At 63.0% G+C, this 18,585-nt stretch carries 20 protein-coding genes; 7 read left to right on the forward strand and 13 right to left on the reverse strand.

The features are described from left to right. Positions 1-185: 185 nt before the first annotated feature. The 3 genes from purM to FJ948_RS19725 are packed head-to-tail and all read left to right on the forward strand — an operon-like array spanning position 186 to position 2,527. Entirely contained in the window at positions 186-1,295 is a 1,110-nt protein-coding gene (gene purM / locus FJ948_RS19715; protein WP_140707246.1) for a phosphoribosylformylglycinamidine cyclo-ligase, read from the forward strand. Continuing rightward, positions 1,292-2,005 (forward strand): phosphoribosylglycinamide formyltransferase, encoded by a 714-nt coding sequence (gene purN / locus FJ948_RS19720; RefSeq protein WP_140707248.1) that lies wholly within the window; start codon positions 1,292-1,294, stop codon positions 2,003-2,005. Before purM ends, purN begins: the two co-directional genes overlap by 4 nt. 12 nt (positions 2,006-2,017) lie before the next feature. Continuing rightward, positions 2,018-2,527, forward strand: a complete 510-nt coding sequence (locus FJ948_RS19725; protein ID WP_140707250.1) for a histidine phosphatase family protein — start codon at positions 2,018-2,020, stop codon at positions 2,525-2,527. Positions 2,528-2,565: 38 nt separating this feature from the next. On the opposite strand, the gene FJ948_RS19730 is transcribed toward FJ948_RS19725, so the two are convergent. The 5 genes from FJ948_RS19730 to FJ948_RS19750 all read right to left on the reverse strand — a co-directional run bounded on the left by FJ948_RS19730 (position 2,566) and on the right by FJ948_RS19750 (position 4,404). Then, positions 2,566-2,808, reverse strand: coding sequence for a DUF680 domain-containing protein (locus FJ948_RS19730; RefSeq protein WP_140707253.1), 243 nt, complete (start codon positions 2,806-2,808; stop codon positions 2,566-2,568). 209 nt (positions 2,809-3,017) lie between these two features. Beyond that, positions 3,018-3,251, reverse strand: a complete 234-nt coding sequence (locus tag FJ948_RS19735) for a DUF680 domain-containing protein (RefSeq protein ID WP_140707255.1) — start codon at positions 3,249-3,251, stop codon at positions 3,018-3,020. A 430-nt stretch (positions 3,252-3,681) separates the two neighbouring features. Further along, positions 3,682-3,909 carry a DUF680 domain-containing protein gene (locus FJ948_RS19740; protein ID WP_140707257.1) on the reverse strand — a complete coding sequence of 76 codons (228 nt, stop codon included), beginning with the start codon at positions 3,907-3,909 and terminating at the stop codon, positions 3,682-3,684. 44 nt (positions 3,910-3,953) lie between these two features. After that, entirely contained in the window at positions 3,954-4,157 is a 204-nt protein-coding gene (locus FJ948_RS19745) for a DUF680 domain-containing protein (RefSeq protein WP_140707259.1), read from the reverse strand. Between the two features lie 43 nt (positions 4,158-4,200). Further along, positions 4,201-4,404, reverse strand: a complete 204-nt coding sequence (locus FJ948_RS19750) for a DUF680 domain-containing protein (RefSeq protein WP_140707261.1) — start codon at positions 4,402-4,404, stop codon at positions 4,201-4,203. A 474-nt stretch (positions 4,405-4,878) separates the two neighbouring features. Between FJ948_RS19750 and FJ948_RS19755 the strand changes: the two genes are divergently transcribed. Continuing rightward, on the forward strand, positions 4,879-5,556 hold the full coding sequence (locus tag FJ948_RS19755) for a response regulator (protein WP_140707263.1): 678 nt from the start codon (positions 4,879-4,881) through the stop codon (positions 5,554-5,556). Continuing rightward, complete coding sequence (locus FJ948_RS19760; protein ID WP_140707265.1) at positions 5,553-6,905, forward strand: sensor histidine kinase; 1,353 nt, start codon at positions 5,553-5,555, stop codon at positions 6,903-6,905. Before FJ948_RS19755 ends, FJ948_RS19760 begins: the two co-directional genes overlap by 4 nt. Positions 6,906-7,078: 173 nt before the next feature. Here FJ948_RS19760 and FJ948_RS19765 read toward each other — a convergent pair whose 3' ends face one another. From FJ948_RS19765 to FJ948_RS30305, 6 genes are all read right to left on the reverse strand, one after another. Then, on the reverse strand, positions 7,079-7,957 hold the full coding sequence (locus FJ948_RS19765; protein WP_140707267.1) for an ABC transporter permease: 879 nt from the start codon (positions 7,955-7,957) through the stop codon (positions 7,079-7,081). 12 nt (positions 7,958-7,969) lie between these two features. After that, positions 7,970-8,824, reverse strand: a complete 855-nt coding sequence (locus tag FJ948_RS19770; RefSeq protein ID WP_140707269.1) for an ABC transporter ATP-binding protein — start codon at positions 8,822-8,824, stop codon at positions 7,970-7,972. Between the two features lie 158 nt (positions 8,825-8,982). Then, on the reverse strand, positions 8,983-9,987 hold the full coding sequence (locus FJ948_RS19775) for an ABC transporter substrate-binding protein (protein WP_246677558.1): 1,005 nt from the start codon (positions 9,985-9,987) through the stop codon (positions 8,983-8,985). 184 nt (positions 9,988-10,171) lie between these two features. After that, positions 10,172-10,951 carry a 4-hydroxy-tetrahydrodipicolinate reductase gene (gene dapB, locus FJ948_RS19780; RefSeq protein ID WP_140707340.1) on the reverse strand — a complete coding sequence of 260 codons (780 nt, stop codon included), beginning with the start codon at positions 10,949-10,951 and terminating at the stop codon, positions 10,172-10,174. Between the two features lie 8 nt (positions 10,952-10,959). Then, entirely contained in the window at positions 10,960-13,053 is a 2,094-nt protein-coding gene (locus FJ948_RS19785) for an ATP-dependent helicase (protein WP_140707273.1), read from the reverse strand. 72 nt (positions 13,054-13,125) lie between these two features. Next, on the reverse strand, positions 13,126-13,299 hold the full coding sequence (locus FJ948_RS30305) for a hypothetical protein (RefSeq protein WP_181173723.1): 174 nt from the start codon (positions 13,297-13,299) through the stop codon (positions 13,126-13,128). Positions 13,300-13,406: 107 nt separating this feature from the next. Between FJ948_RS30305 and FJ948_RS30920 the strand changes: the two genes are divergently transcribed. Further along, positions 13,407-13,541 (forward strand): hypothetical protein, encoded by a 135-nt coding sequence (locus FJ948_RS30920; protein ID WP_263491497.1) that lies wholly within the window; start codon positions 13,407-13,409, stop codon positions 13,539-13,541. 35 nt (positions 13,542-13,576) lie between these two features. Here the strand turns inward: FJ948_RS30920 and FJ948_RS19790 are convergent, their stop codons facing one another. Beyond that, positions 13,577-13,774 (reverse strand): hypothetical protein, encoded by a 198-nt coding sequence (locus tag FJ948_RS19790; RefSeq protein WP_140707275.1) that lies wholly within the window; start codon positions 13,772-13,774, stop codon positions 13,577-13,579. 366 nt (positions 13,775-14,140) lie between these two features. Here FJ948_RS19790 and FJ948_RS19795 point away from each other — a divergent pair, with 366 nt between their 5' ends. Further along, complete coding sequence (locus tag FJ948_RS19795; protein WP_140707277.1) at positions 14,141-15,283, forward strand: NAD(P)/FAD-dependent oxidoreductase; 1,143 nt, start codon at positions 14,141-14,143, stop codon at positions 15,281-15,283. Positions 15,284-16,321: 1,038 nt separating this feature from the next. Here FJ948_RS19795 and FJ948_RS19800 read toward each other — a convergent pair. Next, entirely contained in the window at positions 16,322-18,442 is a 2,121-nt protein-coding gene (locus FJ948_RS19800) for a molybdopterin oxidoreductase family protein (RefSeq protein ID WP_140707279.1), read from the reverse strand. Between the last annotated feature and the right edge of the window lie 143 nt (positions 18,443-18,585).

Here is an 18,585-nt window from a genome sequence, read left to right on the forward strand (position 1 = left end):
GATGATGGAGATGACCGCCTGGCGCAAGCGTCGCAACAATGACGCGACCGCGGCCAAGGCGGGACATTGCATCGAGCTTGGGCTATCCACGCTTTTGTCGGCCCAAACGGCGCCCGGTTCGGCCGTTATCCTTGCGGACCGAAACCGTTCATGCGAAGAGCCCGCAAACGAGCAGGAAAATTGCGATGAGCAAGCGCGAAACCGGCCAGCCCAAAATCGGCCAGAATAAAACGGCCAAGCGCACAAACGGGCTCACCTATGCCGAGGCCGGCGTCGACATCGATGCCGGCAATCTCATGGTGGAGAAGATCAAGCCGCTGGTGCGCGCGACGCGCCGGCCGGGCGCCGATGGCGAAATCGGCGGCTTCGGCGGTTTGTTCGACCTGAAGGCGGCCGGCTTCACCGATCCGGTGCTGGTTGCAGCCAATGACGGGGTCGGCACCAAGCTGAAGATCGCCATCGATGCGGGAAAACACGACACGATCGGCATTGATCTCGTCGCCATGTGCGTCAACGACATCGTCGTGCAGGGCGCCGAGCCGCTGTTCTTCCTCGACTATTTCGCCACCGGCAAGCTCGATCCGGACCAGGGCGCTTCGATCGTCGGTGGTATCGCCGAAGGCTGCCGCCAGGCCGGCTGCGCGCTGATCGGCGGCGAGACGGCCGAAATGCCCGGCATGTATCACGGCAAGGATTATGACCTCGCCGGCTTTGCCGTGGGTGCCGCCGAACGCGGCCAGTTGCTGCCCACCGACGATATCGTCGAGGGCGACGTGCTGCTCGGCCTTGCCTCCTCCGGCCTCCATTCCAACGGCTTTTCGCTGGTGCGCCGCATCGTTGCCGCCAGCGGCCTTGCATGGAGCGATCCGGCGCCGTTCAACGACGAGGCGACGCTGGCCCAGGCGCTGCTCGAACCGACGCGCATCTACGTGAAATCGATCCTCAAGGCGATCCGCAACACGCATGGCATCAAGGCGCTGGCACATATCACCGGCGGCGGCTTTCCCGAAAACATTCCGCGCGTGCTGCCCAAGGATTTCTCGGCCGAACTCGATCTCGAAGCCATCGACGTGCCGCCCGTATTCTCGTGGCTGGCCAAGACCGGCGGCGTGGCGCCGGAGGAAATGATGCGCACCTTCAATTGCGGCATCGGCATGATCCTGGCTGTCGCTTCGGGTCAGGCGGCGCAGGTCGCCGCCGTGCTGCAGGAAGCCGGCGAGACGGTGACGCCGATCGGCCGCATCGTGCCGCGCCGCGACGCCGGTGTCATCTATCGGGGCTCGATCGGCCTATGAGCACGCAGAGGAAACGCACCGTCGTCCTGATATCTGGGCGCGGCTCCAACATGACCGCGCTGATCGCGGCGGCCAGCGATCCGGCCTTCCCGGCCGAGATCGTCGGCGTCATCTCCGACAAGGCCGACGCCGCCGGCCTCGGCATCGCCAGGGCACGCGGCATCGCCACCCAGGTCATTTCCCGCGCCGACCATGGCAGCAAGCAGGCGCATGACGCGGCGATCGATGCGGCACTTGCCGCTTTCAAAACCGAAATCGTGGCGTTGGCCGGCTACATGCGCATCCTGACATCAGGCTTCGTCCAGAAATGGCAGGGCCGCATGATCAACATCCACCCTGCCCTGCTGCCTGCCTTCAAGGGTCTCGATACCCATGCGCGCGCGCTGGCCGCCGGCATCCGCATCCATGGCTGCACCGTGCATTTCGTCACGTCGGAGATGGATGACGGCCCGATCATCGCCCAGGCGGCGGTGCCGGTGATGGTCGGCGACAATGCCGATACGCTGGCCGCGCGCGTGCTGAAAACCGAGCACCGGCTCTATCCGCTGGCGCTGGGTCTGGTCGCCGAAGGCAAGGCGCGCATGGAGGCCGGCCGCACGGTGCTTGCCCACTTCGCCGACGATGCCGAGAACGGCACCTCGGTGGTGATGGCGCCCGATCCGCTGCGCGAGGAAGCCGACCTGGAGCATCTGGCGCGGATCACGCCCTGAGCGAGAACGGCGATGAAACAGCTGCTCCTGCTTCGCCATGCCAAATCGAGTTGGGACGACCCCGACCTCGATGATTTCGACCGGCCGCTTGCGGAACGCGGGTTGAAGGCGGCCCGATTGATCGGCCGCGAGCTTGCCGCGCGCGACTGGCTGCCGGATCTGGCATTGGTGTCGCCGGCGCTGCGCACCCGTGATACGTGGCGGCTGGTGGCCGCGGAACTGCCGGTGCATCCACGGGTCGCGTTTGCCGATGCACTCTACGAAGCTTCCGCGGCGGATATCCTGAGCCAGATTCGCAAGGCCGACCCGTCGGGCGAATGCCTGGTGGTTGTCGGCCACAATCCAGGCCTCGAGAATCTGGCAAGGCAGCTTGTGGGGCCGGGATCGGAAGCCAAGGCGCGCAAGAGGCTCGAGGAAAAGTTTCCGACGGCGGCTCTCGCGCGCTTCGTCCTTGAAGACGACTGGCCCGGCCGGTCGGCCGCGCGGCTGACACATTGCCTGTGGCCGAAGGATTTGCGCTAGAAATGCGGGCGGCGGATGGGATCCGCCGCGCCAAGGCATCAGTTGCCCCAGATGCCCTGGCCGGGCTCCGGCCAGTCGGTGGTGGCGGGCTTCATCTTGGCGTCCGCAGCTTTGTGCCCTGATATAGTCGTGTCGTCGACGGCACCGGTGACGGCATGGTCCACGCCGGCGACCGGGGCGGCCGGCTGGTTGGCATTGTCTGAGCCGAAGTGGTCGCTGCCGGCGAATGCACTTGCGGTTGCGACGAGGATAGCGGCGGTAGCGAGGGCAAATCTGTTCATTTCAATCTCCTGGTTCATCCGTTAGGCGGCGTCATGGGAGGACGGGTCCGCTGAGGACAAGACCAGAAACAGCCAGAGTTTATTCCTGGACCTGAAATGTTTTTCGCAGACTGCGAAGAACGTCGGCCATCGGCCTTGCCTCGAAAAACAAGAGCGGCGGGTCAGGCCCACCGCTCTTTGTCGTCGAGGCAATCGAGGTCCTGCGTGGATCAGTTGCCCCAAATGCCTTGGCCGGGATCCGGCTGATTGGAGTCCGGCGTCAGCTTGAAGCCGTGGTGTTCGATCGGCTTGCTGGTCGAGGCCGTACGGACGTGGTCGATTTTGCCCGCGGGCGCGCTGACAGCCGGCTGATTGACGTTGTCGGAGCCATAATTGTCGCTGCCGGCGAAGGCGCTGCCCGTGGCAACGAGGATGGCGGCGGCGGTGAGTGCGATCCTGGTCATTTTCTTTACTCCAGTGGTTCTGGTCTGTCCGTCAAGTGGCGTGCCCTTGGGAGGAATTTCGCGTCGCTCGGACCATCTGGAAGTGGGTTTTTCATTCGCCGGCTTCCAATCACGAAGATGTGCCTTCACGACTAGATTCCGAGCTTCAAGATTTGACCAAGGATTTGTTGGAAATATTTTTCGATAATTATATCAATATCTTAATTTGCGCTTCACAAAGCATTTCGTTGTGTTTCGCCAAGCCCCGTCTCGCGGTGCGCTCACGGCGCGTCAACATTAATTGAACCGGTCGGTTCGACCCGCGACGAGAGCCCGCCTGCCTCGATGGTGTCCGGCATGGCCGGCCCCGTCTATCAAACGGACTTGTGTCAAAAAACAAGAGCGGCGGGCCAAGCCCACCGCTCTTTGTAGTCAAGTGCTGCTATATGGATTAGCGGCCCCAGATGCCCTGGCCCGACTGAGCCGGTACGTTGGCATTGGCGTCGCCCTGTGCCTTGTCCGTCTTCAGGATCGAACCGGTGTGGAAGGTGTCGACATTGGAGGTCGACTGGGTGGCAACCGGCTGGTTGACGTTGTTGGAGCCGTAATTGTCGGAGCCGGCAAAAGCGGTGCCCGTGGCAACGAGGATGGCGGCGGCGGTGAGAGCGATCTTGGTCATTTCAAATACTCCTAAGTTCAAGATTGGGTCGATATCGGCGGGGATTAGTGGCCGAAGAGGTTGCGGTCGGCACCCTGTGGGGCCTGGGCCTGGACGGTTTCGGTCGACTTCGAGGTCGAAGCGGTGACCGAATGGTCGATGGCGACGGTCGGCTGGTTGGCGTTGGCCGAGCCGTAATTGTCGGAGCCGGCGAAAGCGGTGCCGGTGGCAACGAGGATGGCCGCGGCGGTAAGAGCGATCTTGGTCATGTTAAGTACTCCTGAAATTCGATTGGTTGGATATCGGCCGGAATTAGTGGCCGAAGAGATTACGGTCAGCGCCCTGCGGAGCCTGGGTCTGGACGGTTTCGGTCGACTTCGAAATCGAAGCGGTAACCGAATGGTCGACAGCGGCGGCGGGCTGATTGACGTTGGCCGAGCCATAATTGTCGGAGCCGGCGAAAGCGGCGCCCGTGGCGACGAGGATGGCGGCAGCGGTAAGAGCGATCTTGGTCATTTTGGTTACTCCAGTTTTTAGTTCTGTCCGTCTAGTGGCGTGCCTTCTGGGAGGATTTCGCGTCGCTCGGACCACCTCCAGATGGGGGAGGCGTTTTGGGATTTCCAGTCGCATCGGCTTTGCAGTATTTCATTATATTATAGACAATGCATATTGCATCGCACCATTGGCGGCGAATTTTTCGTAATATTTTCAGACATTTACGGAATATGGCCCAGCCGAAACCGGAGGCGAATCGGGGCCTATTGTTCACCCTTTGCGATACAATCCGTCAACCAGAACCGAACCGTTCGGTTCGATTTGTGTCCCGGAACGGGGCGATTTGGCCTGGCAGAACCAACCCCATAGCGCTGCCCGGCCGCATTTGCCTTGCGCCGAGATCGATACTATCGATCATTTCAGGGCCGATTGCCGGATCGAGGCCGTCGATCGAGCCCCGATGAGACCGCAAAGTGGGCCGGGACCACGATAGACATGCGATTGCTGCTTGTTGAGGACAATCGCGAACTGGCGGACTGGCTGGGCAAGACCTTGCGCCAGGCGAACTATGTCGTCGACATCGTCCATGATGGCGAGGATGTCGAGCATGCGCTTGCGGCGGGCGACCACGCGCTGGTCATTCTTGATCTGGCTCTGCCCCGCATGGGCGGACTGGAAGTGCTGCGCATGCTGCGAGCCCGCGGCAACCGGGTGCCGGTGATCGTACTGACCGCCAATGCCAGCCTCGACGGCCGGGTCAAGGGCCTCAACGAAGGCGCCGACGACTATCTGGCCAAGCCCTTCCAGATCGAGGAACTCGAAGCGCGCATCCGCGTGCAACTGCGCCGCGCCAATGATCGGACCGCACCGGTCGTTGCCTGCGGCGATCTCGTCTTCGACACCAACACAAGGCTGTTCTCGCTCGGCGGCGAGGCGCTGGCATTAACGCCGCGCGAACATGCCGTGCTCGAGCAATTGATGATCAAGGCGGGACGCACCGTCAGCAAGGCCGCGTTGTCGGCGGCCATCTATGATTTCGAGAACGACGCCGATCCCAGCGCCATCGAGATCTATGTGCACCGTGTGCGCAAGAAGCTCGAAGGGTCGCGGGTCCAGATCACCACCTTGCGCGGCCTTGGCTATCTCCTGCGCCAGGACGATCTGGCGCCATGAGGACCAGCAGCCTGCGCCTGCAATTGCTGGCATGGGTGGTGTTGCCGCTCGCCGGGCTTGCCACCATCAATCTGTGGACCAGCCAGCGCAATGCGCTGGCGACCGCCGATCTGGTCACCGACCGGATGCTGGTCGGTTCGGCCCGCGCCATCGCCGAACAGGTCGCCATGGCCGACGGCGTCCTCGATGCCACGATACCCCCTGCAGCGATCGAGATGTTCGACACCGGCGACCGCGACAGTGTGTATTACCGCGTCGAGACCGCCGGTGGGCGGTTGCTGACCGGTTATCCCGATTTGCCCGTGGCTCCTGGGGACAAGAGCATCGAGGCAGCCTATCGCGATCACCCGTTGCGGCTTGCAACGCTTGGCCATGCCGTGGTCGGTGCCGGGGCTGATTCGCCTGTTATGGTCACCGTGGGGGTCACGCTCGCCGGGCATGATGCGATGGTGAAGCGGCTGTGGTTCAGCGCCTTCGTCCAGCAACTGGCGCTGGTGGCGATCGCCGGCGTGTTCGTGCTGCTTGGCCTGCGCCGTGGCCTGGCGCCATTGATCAGCCTGCGCGACGCGGTGCGTTCGCCAAGCCGCAGCGACCTCGATCCGGTCGACGTGCCGGGCGCGCAAAGCGAGATCCGGCCGCTGATCGACGCGCTCAACGCTTATATGGAACGCGTGCGCGCGCAGATGGGCGCGCAGCGCCGCTTCATCGCCAATGCCGCGCACCAATTGCGCACGCCACTGGCGCTGCTGTCGACGCAGGCAAGCTACGCGCTGCGCGAAACCGCCACCGAGGCGCGCCAGGAGGCACTGGTGGCGCTGCAGGCCAGCTCCGGCAAGCTGGCGCGGCTGGCCGAACAATTGCTCACCCTGTCGCGGGCCGAACCAGGCAGCCGGCGCCCGCGTGCCGACCGCATCGATCTCACCGAAGCCGCCCGCCACGTACTGGAAACGCAGGCGCCGGCGGCGATCGCCCGCAAGATCGACCTCGGCCTGGAGGAAGCCGGCCCGGTTGCCGTTATCGGCGACGGCACGATGCTGCGTGAAATGATCGTCAACCTCGTCGACAATGCGTTGCGCTACTCGACATCGGGCGGCAGTGTCACGGTCAGGCTGGCGACCATCGATGGCGAAGCGGTGCTGACGGTCGCCGATGACGGGCCAGGTATCCCGCCTGAAGAACGCGATCACGTGTTCGAGCGTTTTTATCGTGTCGCCGGTTCGACCGAGGAAGGCAGCGGCCTGGGGCTCGCCATCGTGCGCGAGGTGGTCGAAAACGCCGGCGGCCGCGTTACCCTGGGGGATAGCGCGGCCGGCGGACTGGTGGTCGAGGTCAGGCTGCCGCTCGCCTAGAGCGGTTCAGCGTTTGATAGAATCGCCGAACCGCTCTAACTCTTTGTTTTTACGCAATTCCCAAGGGGAAGCGCTACGCGCTTCTCCCGGGAAAACCGTTACACACTTTTCCTGGAATTGCTCTAGCCCGAGCCCGCGTCAAGCGCGGGGCTCGTACTTCTCTCAGAACAAAATCAAGCGCCCTGCTCGTTGAACGGGGCCGGCCGCCACTTGACGACATAATTCTCGAAGCGGGTGATGATGAATTCCACCACCAGCGCCATGACGGCCAGGATGATCATGGCGGCGAAGACGCCATTGGCATTGAAGGCGCCCTGCGCGGTCGAGATCAGCAGGCCCATGCCTTGCTTGGCGCCGAGGAATTCACCGACCACGGCGCCGACCAGGGCAAAGCCGAAGCTGACATGGAGGCTGGCCAGGATCCAGCTCATCGCGGACGGGATAATGACGGTGCGGGTGATCTGGAAGGGCGAGGCGCCGAGGATCTGGGCGTTGGCGATCATCGCCCTGTCGGCCTCGCGAACCCCTTGGAAGGCGTTGGCGAAAACGACGAAGAACACCATCACCACGGCGAGCGCCACCTTGGACGCCATGCCGAGACCGAGCGCGATGATGAACACCGAGCCCAGAACGACGCGAGGCACGGAATTGGCGATCTTGATGTAGATCGAAAAGACATCCGCCAGCAGCCGGTTGCGGCCAAGGATGATGCCGGCGGCGATGCCGCCGAGCGCACCGATGACGAAGCCGAGGAAGGTTTCCTCCAGCGTCACATAGATCTGCAGCCAGAGCGGCCCCTGCGAGGTGCCTTCGGTGATCCACGACCAGATCTGCTCCCAGATACCCGACGGACTGGCGAAGAAGAACGGGTCGATGATGTTGTAGTCGGCGCCAAGTTCCCACAGGCCAAGGAAGACGATCAGGATCGCGAACCGCAGACCGATGACCAGGGCATGGCGCCGGCGCAGCCGCGCCCGCGCCCGGGCCTCGGCGATGGCGATCGAGGTTTCGCGCGTGGCGGCCCTGTCGGCCGCCGGAGAGATGGCTGTCATGTCGTTCCCCTCTCAATGGCCGGTTTGCAGGCCACGGCTCTGGCCGAGCTGCACTTCCTCGCGCAGATCGTTCCAGATCACCTTGGCGATCTCGACGAATTTCGGGTCGTAGCGTATGTCGGCCATGACGCGCGGACGCGGCAGGTCGATGCGGTAGACACTTTTGACGGTCCCAGGCCCGGCGGTGAGCACATAAACCTTGTCGGCCAGCGCCACGGCCTCCTCCAGGTCGTGCGTGACGAAGACGACGGAGGATTTCTGTTCCGACCACAGGCCCAAGAGTTCGTCCTGCATGGCGGTGCGCGTCTGCATGTCGAGCGCGCTGAACGGCTCGTCCATCAACAGGATCTTGGGTTGGTTTATGAAGGTTTGGGCCAGCGCGACGCGCTTGCGCATGCCGCCCGAAAGCTGGTGCGGATAGTGCTTTTCAAAGCGGGCGAGGCCGACGCGGGCAATCCAGTCGCGCGCCTTGTCGTAGGCCTCGGCCTTCGGCGTGCCGCGATAGAGTGGACCCGCGGCGACATTGTCGATCACACTGCGCCAGGGGAAAAGCGCGTCCGCCTGGAAGACGAAGCCGATGTCGCGGCTGATATCGGTGACAGGATTGCCCATGACGCGGACATTGCCGGTGGTTGGCCGCAGCAGGCCGGTGACGAGGTTGAGCGTAGTCGACTTGCCGCAGCCGGTTGGCCCGACGACGCAGGCGAACTCGCCGCGCGCCACCGTCATGGTGAAATCGCGGATCGCCGTCATCATGTGGCCGTCGGGCGTGACGAAGCGCAACGTCACGTCGTCGATGGCGATGGCGGCATCGGCCGGCGGCGCGGCTGGAGACAGCTTCTGCGCCGCCATGGTTTGTAATTGCATGGCACACTCCTGTGGCGGTGGTGCTGGGATACCGGCGGCCCATGGGCTCGCCGTTCATCGGCACCCGGGGAGGCGCCGCTGCCGAATTGATTCAGGCAGCCGGCGCAAGGTGTTGTTTTTCAACAGGCGCGGAGAGAGTCCGCGTCTGTTGCGGCCGCCTACTTGGCGGCGTCGACGAATTCAGTCGTGAAGGTTTTCGAGAGGTCGATCTGCTTGCCCTGCAGGCTTTTCGAGAAGGTCGACAGCACTTTCAGAACCGTCTCCGGGCCATCCGCCGGCATGCGCCCGTCGGGCGTGAACATCGCCTTGCCGCCGGCGAGCCCCTTGATATAGAGGTCCTTGTTGCCGGCATAATAGTCCTTCGGCATCTTGTCGGCGATCTCCTCGGCCGAATGGCCGGCGATGAACTTCATCGTCTTGACGAAGGCATTGGCGAGCTTCTGTGCCTCGTCCTTGTGGGCTTCGACCCAGGAAGACTGGACGTAGAAGGATGCCGCCGGATAGTCGCCGCCCAGCGCTTCCTTGGTCTTTTCAGGCGTGCGCATGTCGACAAGGATGTTGGCCTCGCCGGTCGAAAGCAGCTTGGCAATCGTCGGTTCGGTGGTCATGCCGGCCTGGATCTGGTCCTGCTTGACAGCGGCGATGAAGGTGTTGCCGGCACCGACCGGCAGAAGCGTGTAGTCGCCGGGCTTCAGGCCGTTGCGGACGGCGAGATACTGGGTCAGGAAATCGGTCGAGGAGCCGAGGCCGGTGACACCGAGCGTGGCGCCCTTGAAGTCGGCCGGCGACTTGATTTCCGGGTGCTTGGCCGAGACCAGTTCGACTTCGCCTGGGGCCTGGCTGAACTGGACGATCGACTGGATGTATTTGCCCTTCGACTGCAGGTCGACGGTGTGGTCATAGAAGCCGACGACGCCTTGCACGGCGCCAGCCAGCAATTCGTTCTCGGCTTCGACGCCGGCCCGCGAGTTGACCAGCTCGACGTCGAGCCCCTCGTCCTTGAAATAGCCGAGCTGCTGGGTGAGCACCGCGGGCAGGTAGATCTGCTTCTCCATGCCGCCGACGATGATGGTGATCTTGTCCGCGGCCGACGCCGCGGTCGCGCCCGTGGCGACTAGGGCAAGCGTCAGCGCCGCCGAACGCAAGATGCACTTCGAGATCAAACCGGTCACGTAATTTCCTCCACCTGGGCGGCGGGCCAATCGGGCCGCGCCGCATTTCCTCCTGCCGGCCGCTCCCGTACCGGTCACGTGGCGGACGCCACAAAACCGTCATGGCATGGCCAAGCTTTCAGCTGGCTTTCAGCCGTTTTAGAGGCTGTTTGATGAATTCTCGCGGAATTGCCGATCAGACCGTGCCGAAACCAAGCACGTCGCGCATGTCGTATTCGCCGGGAGTGCGGCCCGCCACCCAGAGCGCCGCGGCGATGGCGCCACGCGCGAACATGATGCGGTCGCCGGCCGAGTGCGACACGGTGACGGTCTCGCCTTCGGCGCAGAAGGAGACGCTGTGCTCGCCGACAATGCTGCCGCCGCGCGCCACCGCCAAGCCGATCTCGCCCGCCGGCCGCGCGCCGGTGACGCCGTCGCGGACGCGCCTGGCCACGGTATCCAGTTCGACGCCGCGGCCACTGGCAACAGCCTGCCCCAGCATCAGTGCGGTGCCCGACGGGGCATCGATCTTTTGGCGATGATGCGCCTCGAAAATCTCGGCATCCCAGTCGTCAGGGCCGAGTGCCCGCGCCGCCTGCCCGACCAAACCGACCAGCATATTGAGCCCGAGCGAAAAACTGCCGGAGCGCACGACGGCGATGGTTCTCGCGGCATCGGCGATATCAGCCAGTTCGCCGGCATCGAAGCCCGTCGAGCCAATCACCAGTGCTGGCCCGCCGCGCCTTGCGCAGACGCTGGCCAGTTCAGCCGATGCGGCCGGTGTGGTGAAATCGATGACCACATCGGCCAGGCCGAGCGCCTCGTCGCGGCTGACCAGCCCGTCGCCGACACTGCCTGGGCGGTGAAAGCGGGCGGCAAGCGCCAGACGCGCATCGGCGAGCACGGCGTCCGCCATCTGGCGGCCCATACGGCCCAGCGCGCCAGCGATGGCAATCCGGACCGGCGGCCGCTCCATGACTTCCGCTATTTCCACATGCCGCGCATGCGCGCGCCGATATCGACGCGCACCTCCGGCCGGGCTGCCCTGCCCTGCGCCGCCTGTGCGGCCGGCCACGATATCTGCTGGAATGCAGCGAGGATCGAGGCCGGGATGAAGCGGGTGCGCGAGGCATAGAGATGGCGGTCGCCGCGCGCCGCCTGGCCGTGCGGAAAGAAGCGCTGCGGCATGACCAGGTTGAGGCTGTCCTTGGCCCGGGTCATCGCCACGTAGAGCAGCCGGCGCTCCTCCTCGATGTCCTCCTTGGTGCCGACGCCGAGATCGGCCGGAATACAGCCGTCGACGGTGTTGAGCACGAAGACGTTCTTCCACTCCTGGCCCTTGGCCGAGTGGATGGTCGACAGGATCAGATAGTCCTCGTCGCGATGCGGCGGCCCGGCTTGGTCGCTGGTCGCATCCGGCGGGTCGAGCGTCAGCTCGGTCAGGAAGCGTTCGCGTGAGGCGTAGCTCGACCCGATCTGCTCCAGTTGCAGCAAGTCCGCCCGGCGAGTGATCGCATCCTCGTGGATGCGCTCCAGATGCGGTTCGTACCACAGTCTGATCTGTTCGAGATCGGCTGGCCATTTGGCGCCGGCCCGCAAGCCGGAATAGAGCGATACAAAAGACGGCCAGTCGTCGGCGGCGCGCTGCGGTGGGCGCCAGCCGGCCAGGCCCATCGCCTCGTCCAGCGCCGTCGTCATGGTTTCCACGATCTGCGCGGCGGCGGACGGACCGATGCCTGGCAAGAGCTGCAACACACGAAAACCGGCGACACGGTCGCGCGGGTTCTCGGCAAAGCGCAGCACCGCCAGCACGTCCTTGACGTGGGCGGCATCGAGGAATTTCAGGCCACCGAACTTGACGAAAGGAATGTTGCGCCGCGTCAGCTCGATTTCCAGCGGGCCGCTGTGATGCGAGGTGCGAAACAGCACAGCCTGCGATTTCAGCGCGGTGCCGGCCTCGCGCTCCGCCAGGATGGCGTCGCAGACGAAGTTCGCCTGCTCGACCTCGTCGCGCACGCTCACAAGTCTCGGCCTGTCGGCGGATTTGCGTTCCGACCACAGATTCTTGGTGAAGCGCTCCGATGCCTGGCCGATGACCGCATTGGCGGCAGCCAGAATGGTCTCGGTCGAGCGATAATTGCGCTCCAGCATCACCACATCGGCGGTCTGGGCGAACTGCCGGGGAAAATCGAGGATGTTGCGCACTTCGGCGGCGCGGAACGAATAGATCGACTGCGCGTCGTCACCGACCACGGTGAGACCCGCGCCATCAGGCTTGAGCGCCATCAGGATCGAGGCCTGCAGCCGGTTGGTGTCCTGGTATTCGTCGACCAGCACATGGTCGAAACGCCCGCCCAGATGCGTGGCGATCTCAGGCTCGGCCGTCATCTGCGCCCAGTAGAGCAGCAGATCGTCGTAATCGAGCACGTTCTGCGCCTGCTTGGCCTCGACGTAATTGGCAAACAGCTGCTTCAACTGCTCGGCCCAGCCGGCGCACCAGGGGAATGCGGATCCGAGCACCTCGCCGAGCGGCGCCTGCGCGTTGACGGCGCGCGAATAAATGGCAAGGCAGGTGCCCTTGGTCGGAAAGCGCGCCTCGGTTTTGGAAAAGCCGAGTTCGTGGCGCACGAGGTTCATCAGATCGGCGGAATCCTCGCGATCGTGAATGGTGAAGGCCGGATCAAGGCCGATCTCCAGCGCATAATCGCGCAGCAGCCGCGCGCCGATGCCGTGAAAGGTGCCGGCCCAGGTGAGCGCATCCGTGATGACAGCGGCATCGCGGCCAAGCACCTCGCCGGCGATGCGCTCGACGCGCCTGGCCATTTCGGACGCGGCACGCCGCGAAAAGGTCATCAGCAGGATGCGGCGCGGGTCGGCTCCCTTGACGATCAGATGGGCGACGCGGTGCGCAAGCGTGTTGGTCTTGCCGGAGCCAGCGCCGGCAATGACCAGCAGCGGGCCGGCAACCTTGCCGTCGCCATGCTCGACGGCCTGACGCTGGGCGTCGTTCAGCCGGGCGAGATAGGCCGGCTGGACGGTCGAGTCCACAAAGGTCGAATCATGGGCGGCGAGGTTCATCGCCCATCAAGCATCGTTTCCGCTTTGTTCGCAACAAGGAAGCAACTGTGCCAATTCGGCGGAGTGGAAAGCTCAGCGTTTCGGATCAACGCCCATGTCCGCCGACTGCCGGCGCAGCGCTTCGCGGTCGTTCTTAGGCGCCGGCAGCAGCAGCGGATCGACACTGTCGGGCACCTCTTCGATCATCTTGCGGGCGAGACGGTAAGTGACAAGGGCAAGCGTGCCAACCAGAAGCAAACGGATCATGCGGCGGTCCTCCTTCGCTGGATCAACCGAAGGCAGGGCAATTTGTTCCCTCGGCAAGGGCGGCAACCAAACCGGCAGCACCTCGTTCTCAGGTGGAGGAGGTAGCGATGAAAAAGCCAGGACTGATCCTCGCGCTCGTCGCTTTGGCTCTCTCGGCCTGCGACAACAAACTGCCACCGACAAAGGCGACCGGAGCGGATCGAACCATTGCCGTCGTCAACACCGGCATTGCCGGCCAGTGAACGGTGCCTTCGGGAGAAGAATGGCCGGGTCGGCCTCAACCCATCGCCGCGATGCATTCCTCGAGGCGCTCGAGGCGGAACTTGGCATTGCGCAGTTCATGGCCCGCCTCCTGGCGCCGCTGCCGGTTCTGAGCCGAGGCGGACGTCAGGTTTTGTTCGAGTTCAGCGATGCGTGCGCGCACCTGCCGCGCTTCGTCCTGCCGCAACGCCTTTATCCAGTTCCGTCCGCGCATCCACGGTCCCGCACCACCCCAAGCCGGCCGCAATCATGTCAGCAAGAGCCTAACCTACGGCAAGCGCGGATAGTCCAAATTTAATGAAAGCTAATTCAGCGCTGGGGAAGAAGGCCGGCGCCGCTTGGGAGGTAATCTGATAGCGCCGGCCAGGCGGATATCAGGTCCGCCGCCTGACGGAGGCTAGCTGAGTCTTGCCGCAGCGTCATGGGAGATCAGGGATTTCAGCCTTTTCCGGGCGTTTTCCCCCGGTAAATGCCGCGAAAAGGGGGGGCCTTCAAGTTGCAAGCCGCTGCCTGGATGCCGGTGGCGCCGCCGCCGGGTTTCTGACATTGTGCGCCGGCGAATGGAGGCGGAGGCCGGTTGTTGCAGGACAGCACCACGGTCGCGATCATCGGTGCCGGGCCGGCGGGCCTGGCGGTTGCCGCGTGCCTGCGGCAAGCCGGGGTGGATTTTGTCATGCTCGAAAAGGAGCAGCAGGCCGCGCCGGCCTGGCGACGCCACTATGAGCGCGTGCACCTGCACACGACCAGGCGTTATTCCTCACTGCCCTTCGTGCCCTTCCCCAAGGATTATCCGCGCTATGTGCCGCGCCATCTCGTGGTCGAATATCTCGACGCCTATGCGAAGCGTTTCGGCCTCGAGCCCCGCTTCGGAGAGACGGTGCGGGCGATCACCCGGCAGGGCCGCGGCTGGCGGGTGGAAGCGACGTCCGGCGCCTTGCACGCTTGGCATGTGGTGATCGCCTCCGGCTACAATGCCGAACCGTTGCTGCCCAAATTCGCCGGCATCGACGCCTTCAAGGGCAAGACGCTGCACAGCGCCGACTATCGCAACGCCGTGCCATTTGCCGGCCAGTCGGTGCTGGTCGTCGGGATGGGCAATACCGGCGCCGAGATCGCGCTCGATCTGGCGGAAGCCGGCGCCCGGCCGACGATCTCGGTGCGCGGCGGCGTCCATATCGTGCCGCGCGAGTTGTTCGGCGTGCCGATCCAGATGGTTGGCATGGCGACGCGGTTCGGGCCGCGGCGCCTCAATGACGCGCTGTTCCCGGTCATCCTTGATCTGGTGCTGGGCAGGCTGGAGAAATTTGGGCTCAGGCGGCCGAAGCAGGGGCTGCTGCAACAGATCTCGTTGGCGTCGCGCATCCCGGTGATCGATGTCGGAACCGTCGCCAAGATCCGCGAAGGCGCGATCAAGGTGGCGCCCGATATCGCCGGGATTTCGGAACGTGGCGCCCGTTTTACCGACGGCAGCCAAGGCGAATTCGAAGCCATCCTCTTCGCCACCGGCTACCGGCCAGGTTATGCCAAATTCCTCGAACCCGGCGTCGAGCCCGGCCCGAGCGGCGTCAATGCGCGCGCTTCGGATCTCGGCCTCTATCTGGTCGGCTTCCACAATGCGGTCACCGGGCTGCTGCGCGAAATCGGCATCGAGGCCCAGGCGGTGGCCGACGACATCCGCCAGCGGCAAAACAGGAAAAAGGCGGCTGAAACCCTGCCGGTGTGATTTGCGGCCTGCCTTATCCCAGCACAGTCTTCAGCAACATGCCGGCGATTCCTTCGCTAGAGCGGTTCAGCGTTTGGTGGAATCGCTGAACCGCTCTAACCCTTTGTTTTTATGCAATTCCGGACGGAAAACCGTTATACACTTTCCTGGGATTGCTCTAGCATGGCGCCGACAAGCGCCGCCATGTTGGATCCAGGTTGGGGTGGGTGGCGGCCCCAACTGGAGCCCATTTACGGTCGAATGGGAAACCGCCAGCCACGGCCGGCAGAGCCAGAATATTGGGTGGCGGTGGTGAGCTTGCGCAAAGCGCCCCTAAAGGGTGTTGCAAAGCCCAGATGCAAAATCGTAGCCTTAAACTGGAAATTTGTGCGAGACTTCGTATTTCGTAAATGAGACCACGCGGAGCTTCATGGAGCCTCTCAAATATAGCAATTTCCTAAGAATTTTGGTCCTCCCAAGAATGGTCGAGGATTTTAAATATGATTTATCAGAAAAAGATCTATTTTCTAAAATTCTCGATGCGAAGAAAAATCACAGCATCCTAAAAATTAGATTGCGCTTAGACAACATTAACAAGAAATTCTGGATTGAAGCGGGATTATACAGAAACATAACGACCTTCAAGGGAGAATTTATCGAAAATAGGACGGGTAAATTTATAGACGGCTCATTTGTGAATAGTGGAACGTGGATATCATATCCTGCTTTGATTTTATCCTTTCTAGGTTGGATATATTTTCTGATAACAGGTATAAACTCCCAAGAGATATTTCTCTATTTTGCTTTTTTTGCGATTTTTCACATGGCAATTTCCATTTCGTTCTATAACCATATACAAAATATTTTAATGTTTCTTGCAAATGAGCTGAAGGTCTATCCATCTCAAAGCGAAATTATTTCGAACCACTCCTGAATTTCGCGACACATAGCCCTCGCTGAAGTCTCAACAATATTATCTTTTCAGCTATGCACGGCGCACCGCCGATATTTGCTGTTGTTGCTGCCTCGCCAGATGCACGATCGAAGATCCCTGACCGGCTAGGCCGCCAGTTCGCCCGCCTTGCGCAGCCACACCTTGTTGTCGTGGAACGCGGCGCCGCCATAGGGCGCGGGGGCATCGGCGCCGGTCAGCACGTTGATGCCCTCGCCGCGCTCATGGGCGCTGTTGGGCCAGATGCCTTCGGCGATCACCACGCCGCGCTTGATGCCGTCGAAGAATTTCGCGTGCAGCACGAGGTCGCCCCGCTGATTGCCGACCTCGACACGGTCGCCATCGGCAAGCCCAAGGTCCACCGCATCGTCTGGGTGCAGCAGCAGCACCGGCCTGCCTTCCTTTTCCTTCGACACCGGTGTCTCTGCAAAGGTCGAGTTGAGGAAGTTGCGCGCCGGCGAGGTCGTCAACCGGAACGGATGCGCCTCGTCGGCCACCTCGATCAGGTCGACATGGTCGGGAAACTCCGGCAGCAGCGCCACCGGGCCGAACAGGCCCATGCTCTTCGGTGGCCGGTTGGGAGCCGCCTGCCCGGTCCAGTCGGCGCGGAAGCGGAATTTGCCGTCCGCATGGCCAAATCCTTCGATGAAATGCGCGGTCTCGAAATCCGGCTGCAAATCGACCCACTTCTCTTCCTTCAAGGAATTGAAACTGCCCAGCCCGCGCTTGCCCAGAATGATGTCGATATGCTGCTGCTCGGTGAGGCCGAAGCCGGGCCGGTCGGACACGCCCAGGCGCTTGCCGAGTTCTTCGATGACGAAATGGTTGGTGCGCGGTCCTTCCGGCGGCTCGATCAGCTTAGGGCCGAGCGTGATGTGCTGGTTGCCGCCGCCCTTGTAGACGTCGTCATGTTCGAGGAACATCGTCGCCGGCAGCACGACATCGGCGAGCTTGGCCGTATCGGTCATGAACTGCTCGTGCACGCAGGCGAACAGATCGTCGCGCAGGAAGCCCTGCTTCACCAGCCGTTGCTCGGGCGCGACATTCACCGGATTGGTGTTCTGGATCAGCATGGCCGTCACCGGCGGTCCGCCATAGAGCGCATCGCTGGCGCCGGTCAGCACCGGGCCGATGCGCGAATGGTCGAGATAGCGGATCGAGGGATCGCGCATCCTGGAGCCTTCCAGCACATCCTGGTTGAGCTTGAAGATGCCGGAATTGGAATGGAAGGCGCCGCCGCCCTCATATTGCCAGGCGCCGGTGACCGCGGCGATGCAGGAGGCGGCATGCATGTTGACGGCGCCGTTGCGCTGGCGGGCAAAGCCGTAGCCAAGGCGGAAATAGGTCCTTTTCGTCGTACCGACGAGGCGGGCGAAGGCTTCGATCTCGGCGACCGTCAAGCCGGTAATCCCGGCCGCCCATTCCGGCGTGCGGGTGCCGAGATGCGCTTCGAGCCCCTTCGGATCATCGGTGTATTTTTCGAGATAGGCGCGGTCGGCCAGGCCTTCCCTGAACAGCACATGCATGACCGCGCAGGCCAGCGCGCCATCGGTGCCCGGCTTCAGCACAAGGCCCATATCGGCCTGCTTCATGGTGGCGTTTTCATAGACGTCGATGACGACGATCCTGGCTCCGCGCTCCTTGCGCGCCTTGATGGCATGGGTCATCACATTGACCTGCGTGACTACGGCATTGGTGCCCCAGATCACCACGCAGTCGGATTTGGCCATTTCACGCGGATCCGGACCGCGCAAGGCGCCCGCCCCCATCATCCAGCCGGTCCAGGCGAGATTGGTGCAGATCGAGCCGAAGAAGCCCGAATACTTTTTGGCATGCCGCAAACGGTCGATGCCGTCGCGCTGCACCAGCCCCATCGTGCCGGCATAGTAATAGGGCCAGACCGTCTCCGAGCCGAACTTCTCCTCGGCCGCGATGAATTTCTCGGCGACGAGATCGAGCGCGGCCCCCCAGCTTGCTTCCTGCCAGACGCCATCGCCCTTGGCCCCTTTGCGCACCAGCGGCTTCAGCAGACGATCGGGATGATGGACACGGTCGGCATAGCGCGCGACCTTGGCGCAGACGACGCCGGACGTATAGCTGTTGGCCTTGGCGCCATGAACGCGGCCGATGCGGTTGCCGTCGAGCAACTCGACTTCGAGCGCGCAGGTCGACGGGCAATCATGCGGACAGGCGGAATGTCCGATGCTGAGCTTGGCGTGCTGGTTCATGAAGGGCAAACTAGCCGTTTATGATGGTCACGTGTAGGGCCAGATGGCGCCTTCCCTTCTCCCCTTTGTTTGGACCGGAGACATCGCGAACAGGTGTGCGAGGACATCGCGAACAGTTTTGCATCCTATCGAACAAGGGCATT

Source organism: Mesorhizobium sp. B2-3-12 (genome assembly GCF_006442205.1).
Lineage (GTDB): Bacteria > Pseudomonadota > Alphaproteobacteria > Rhizobiales > Rhizobiaceae > Mesorhizobium.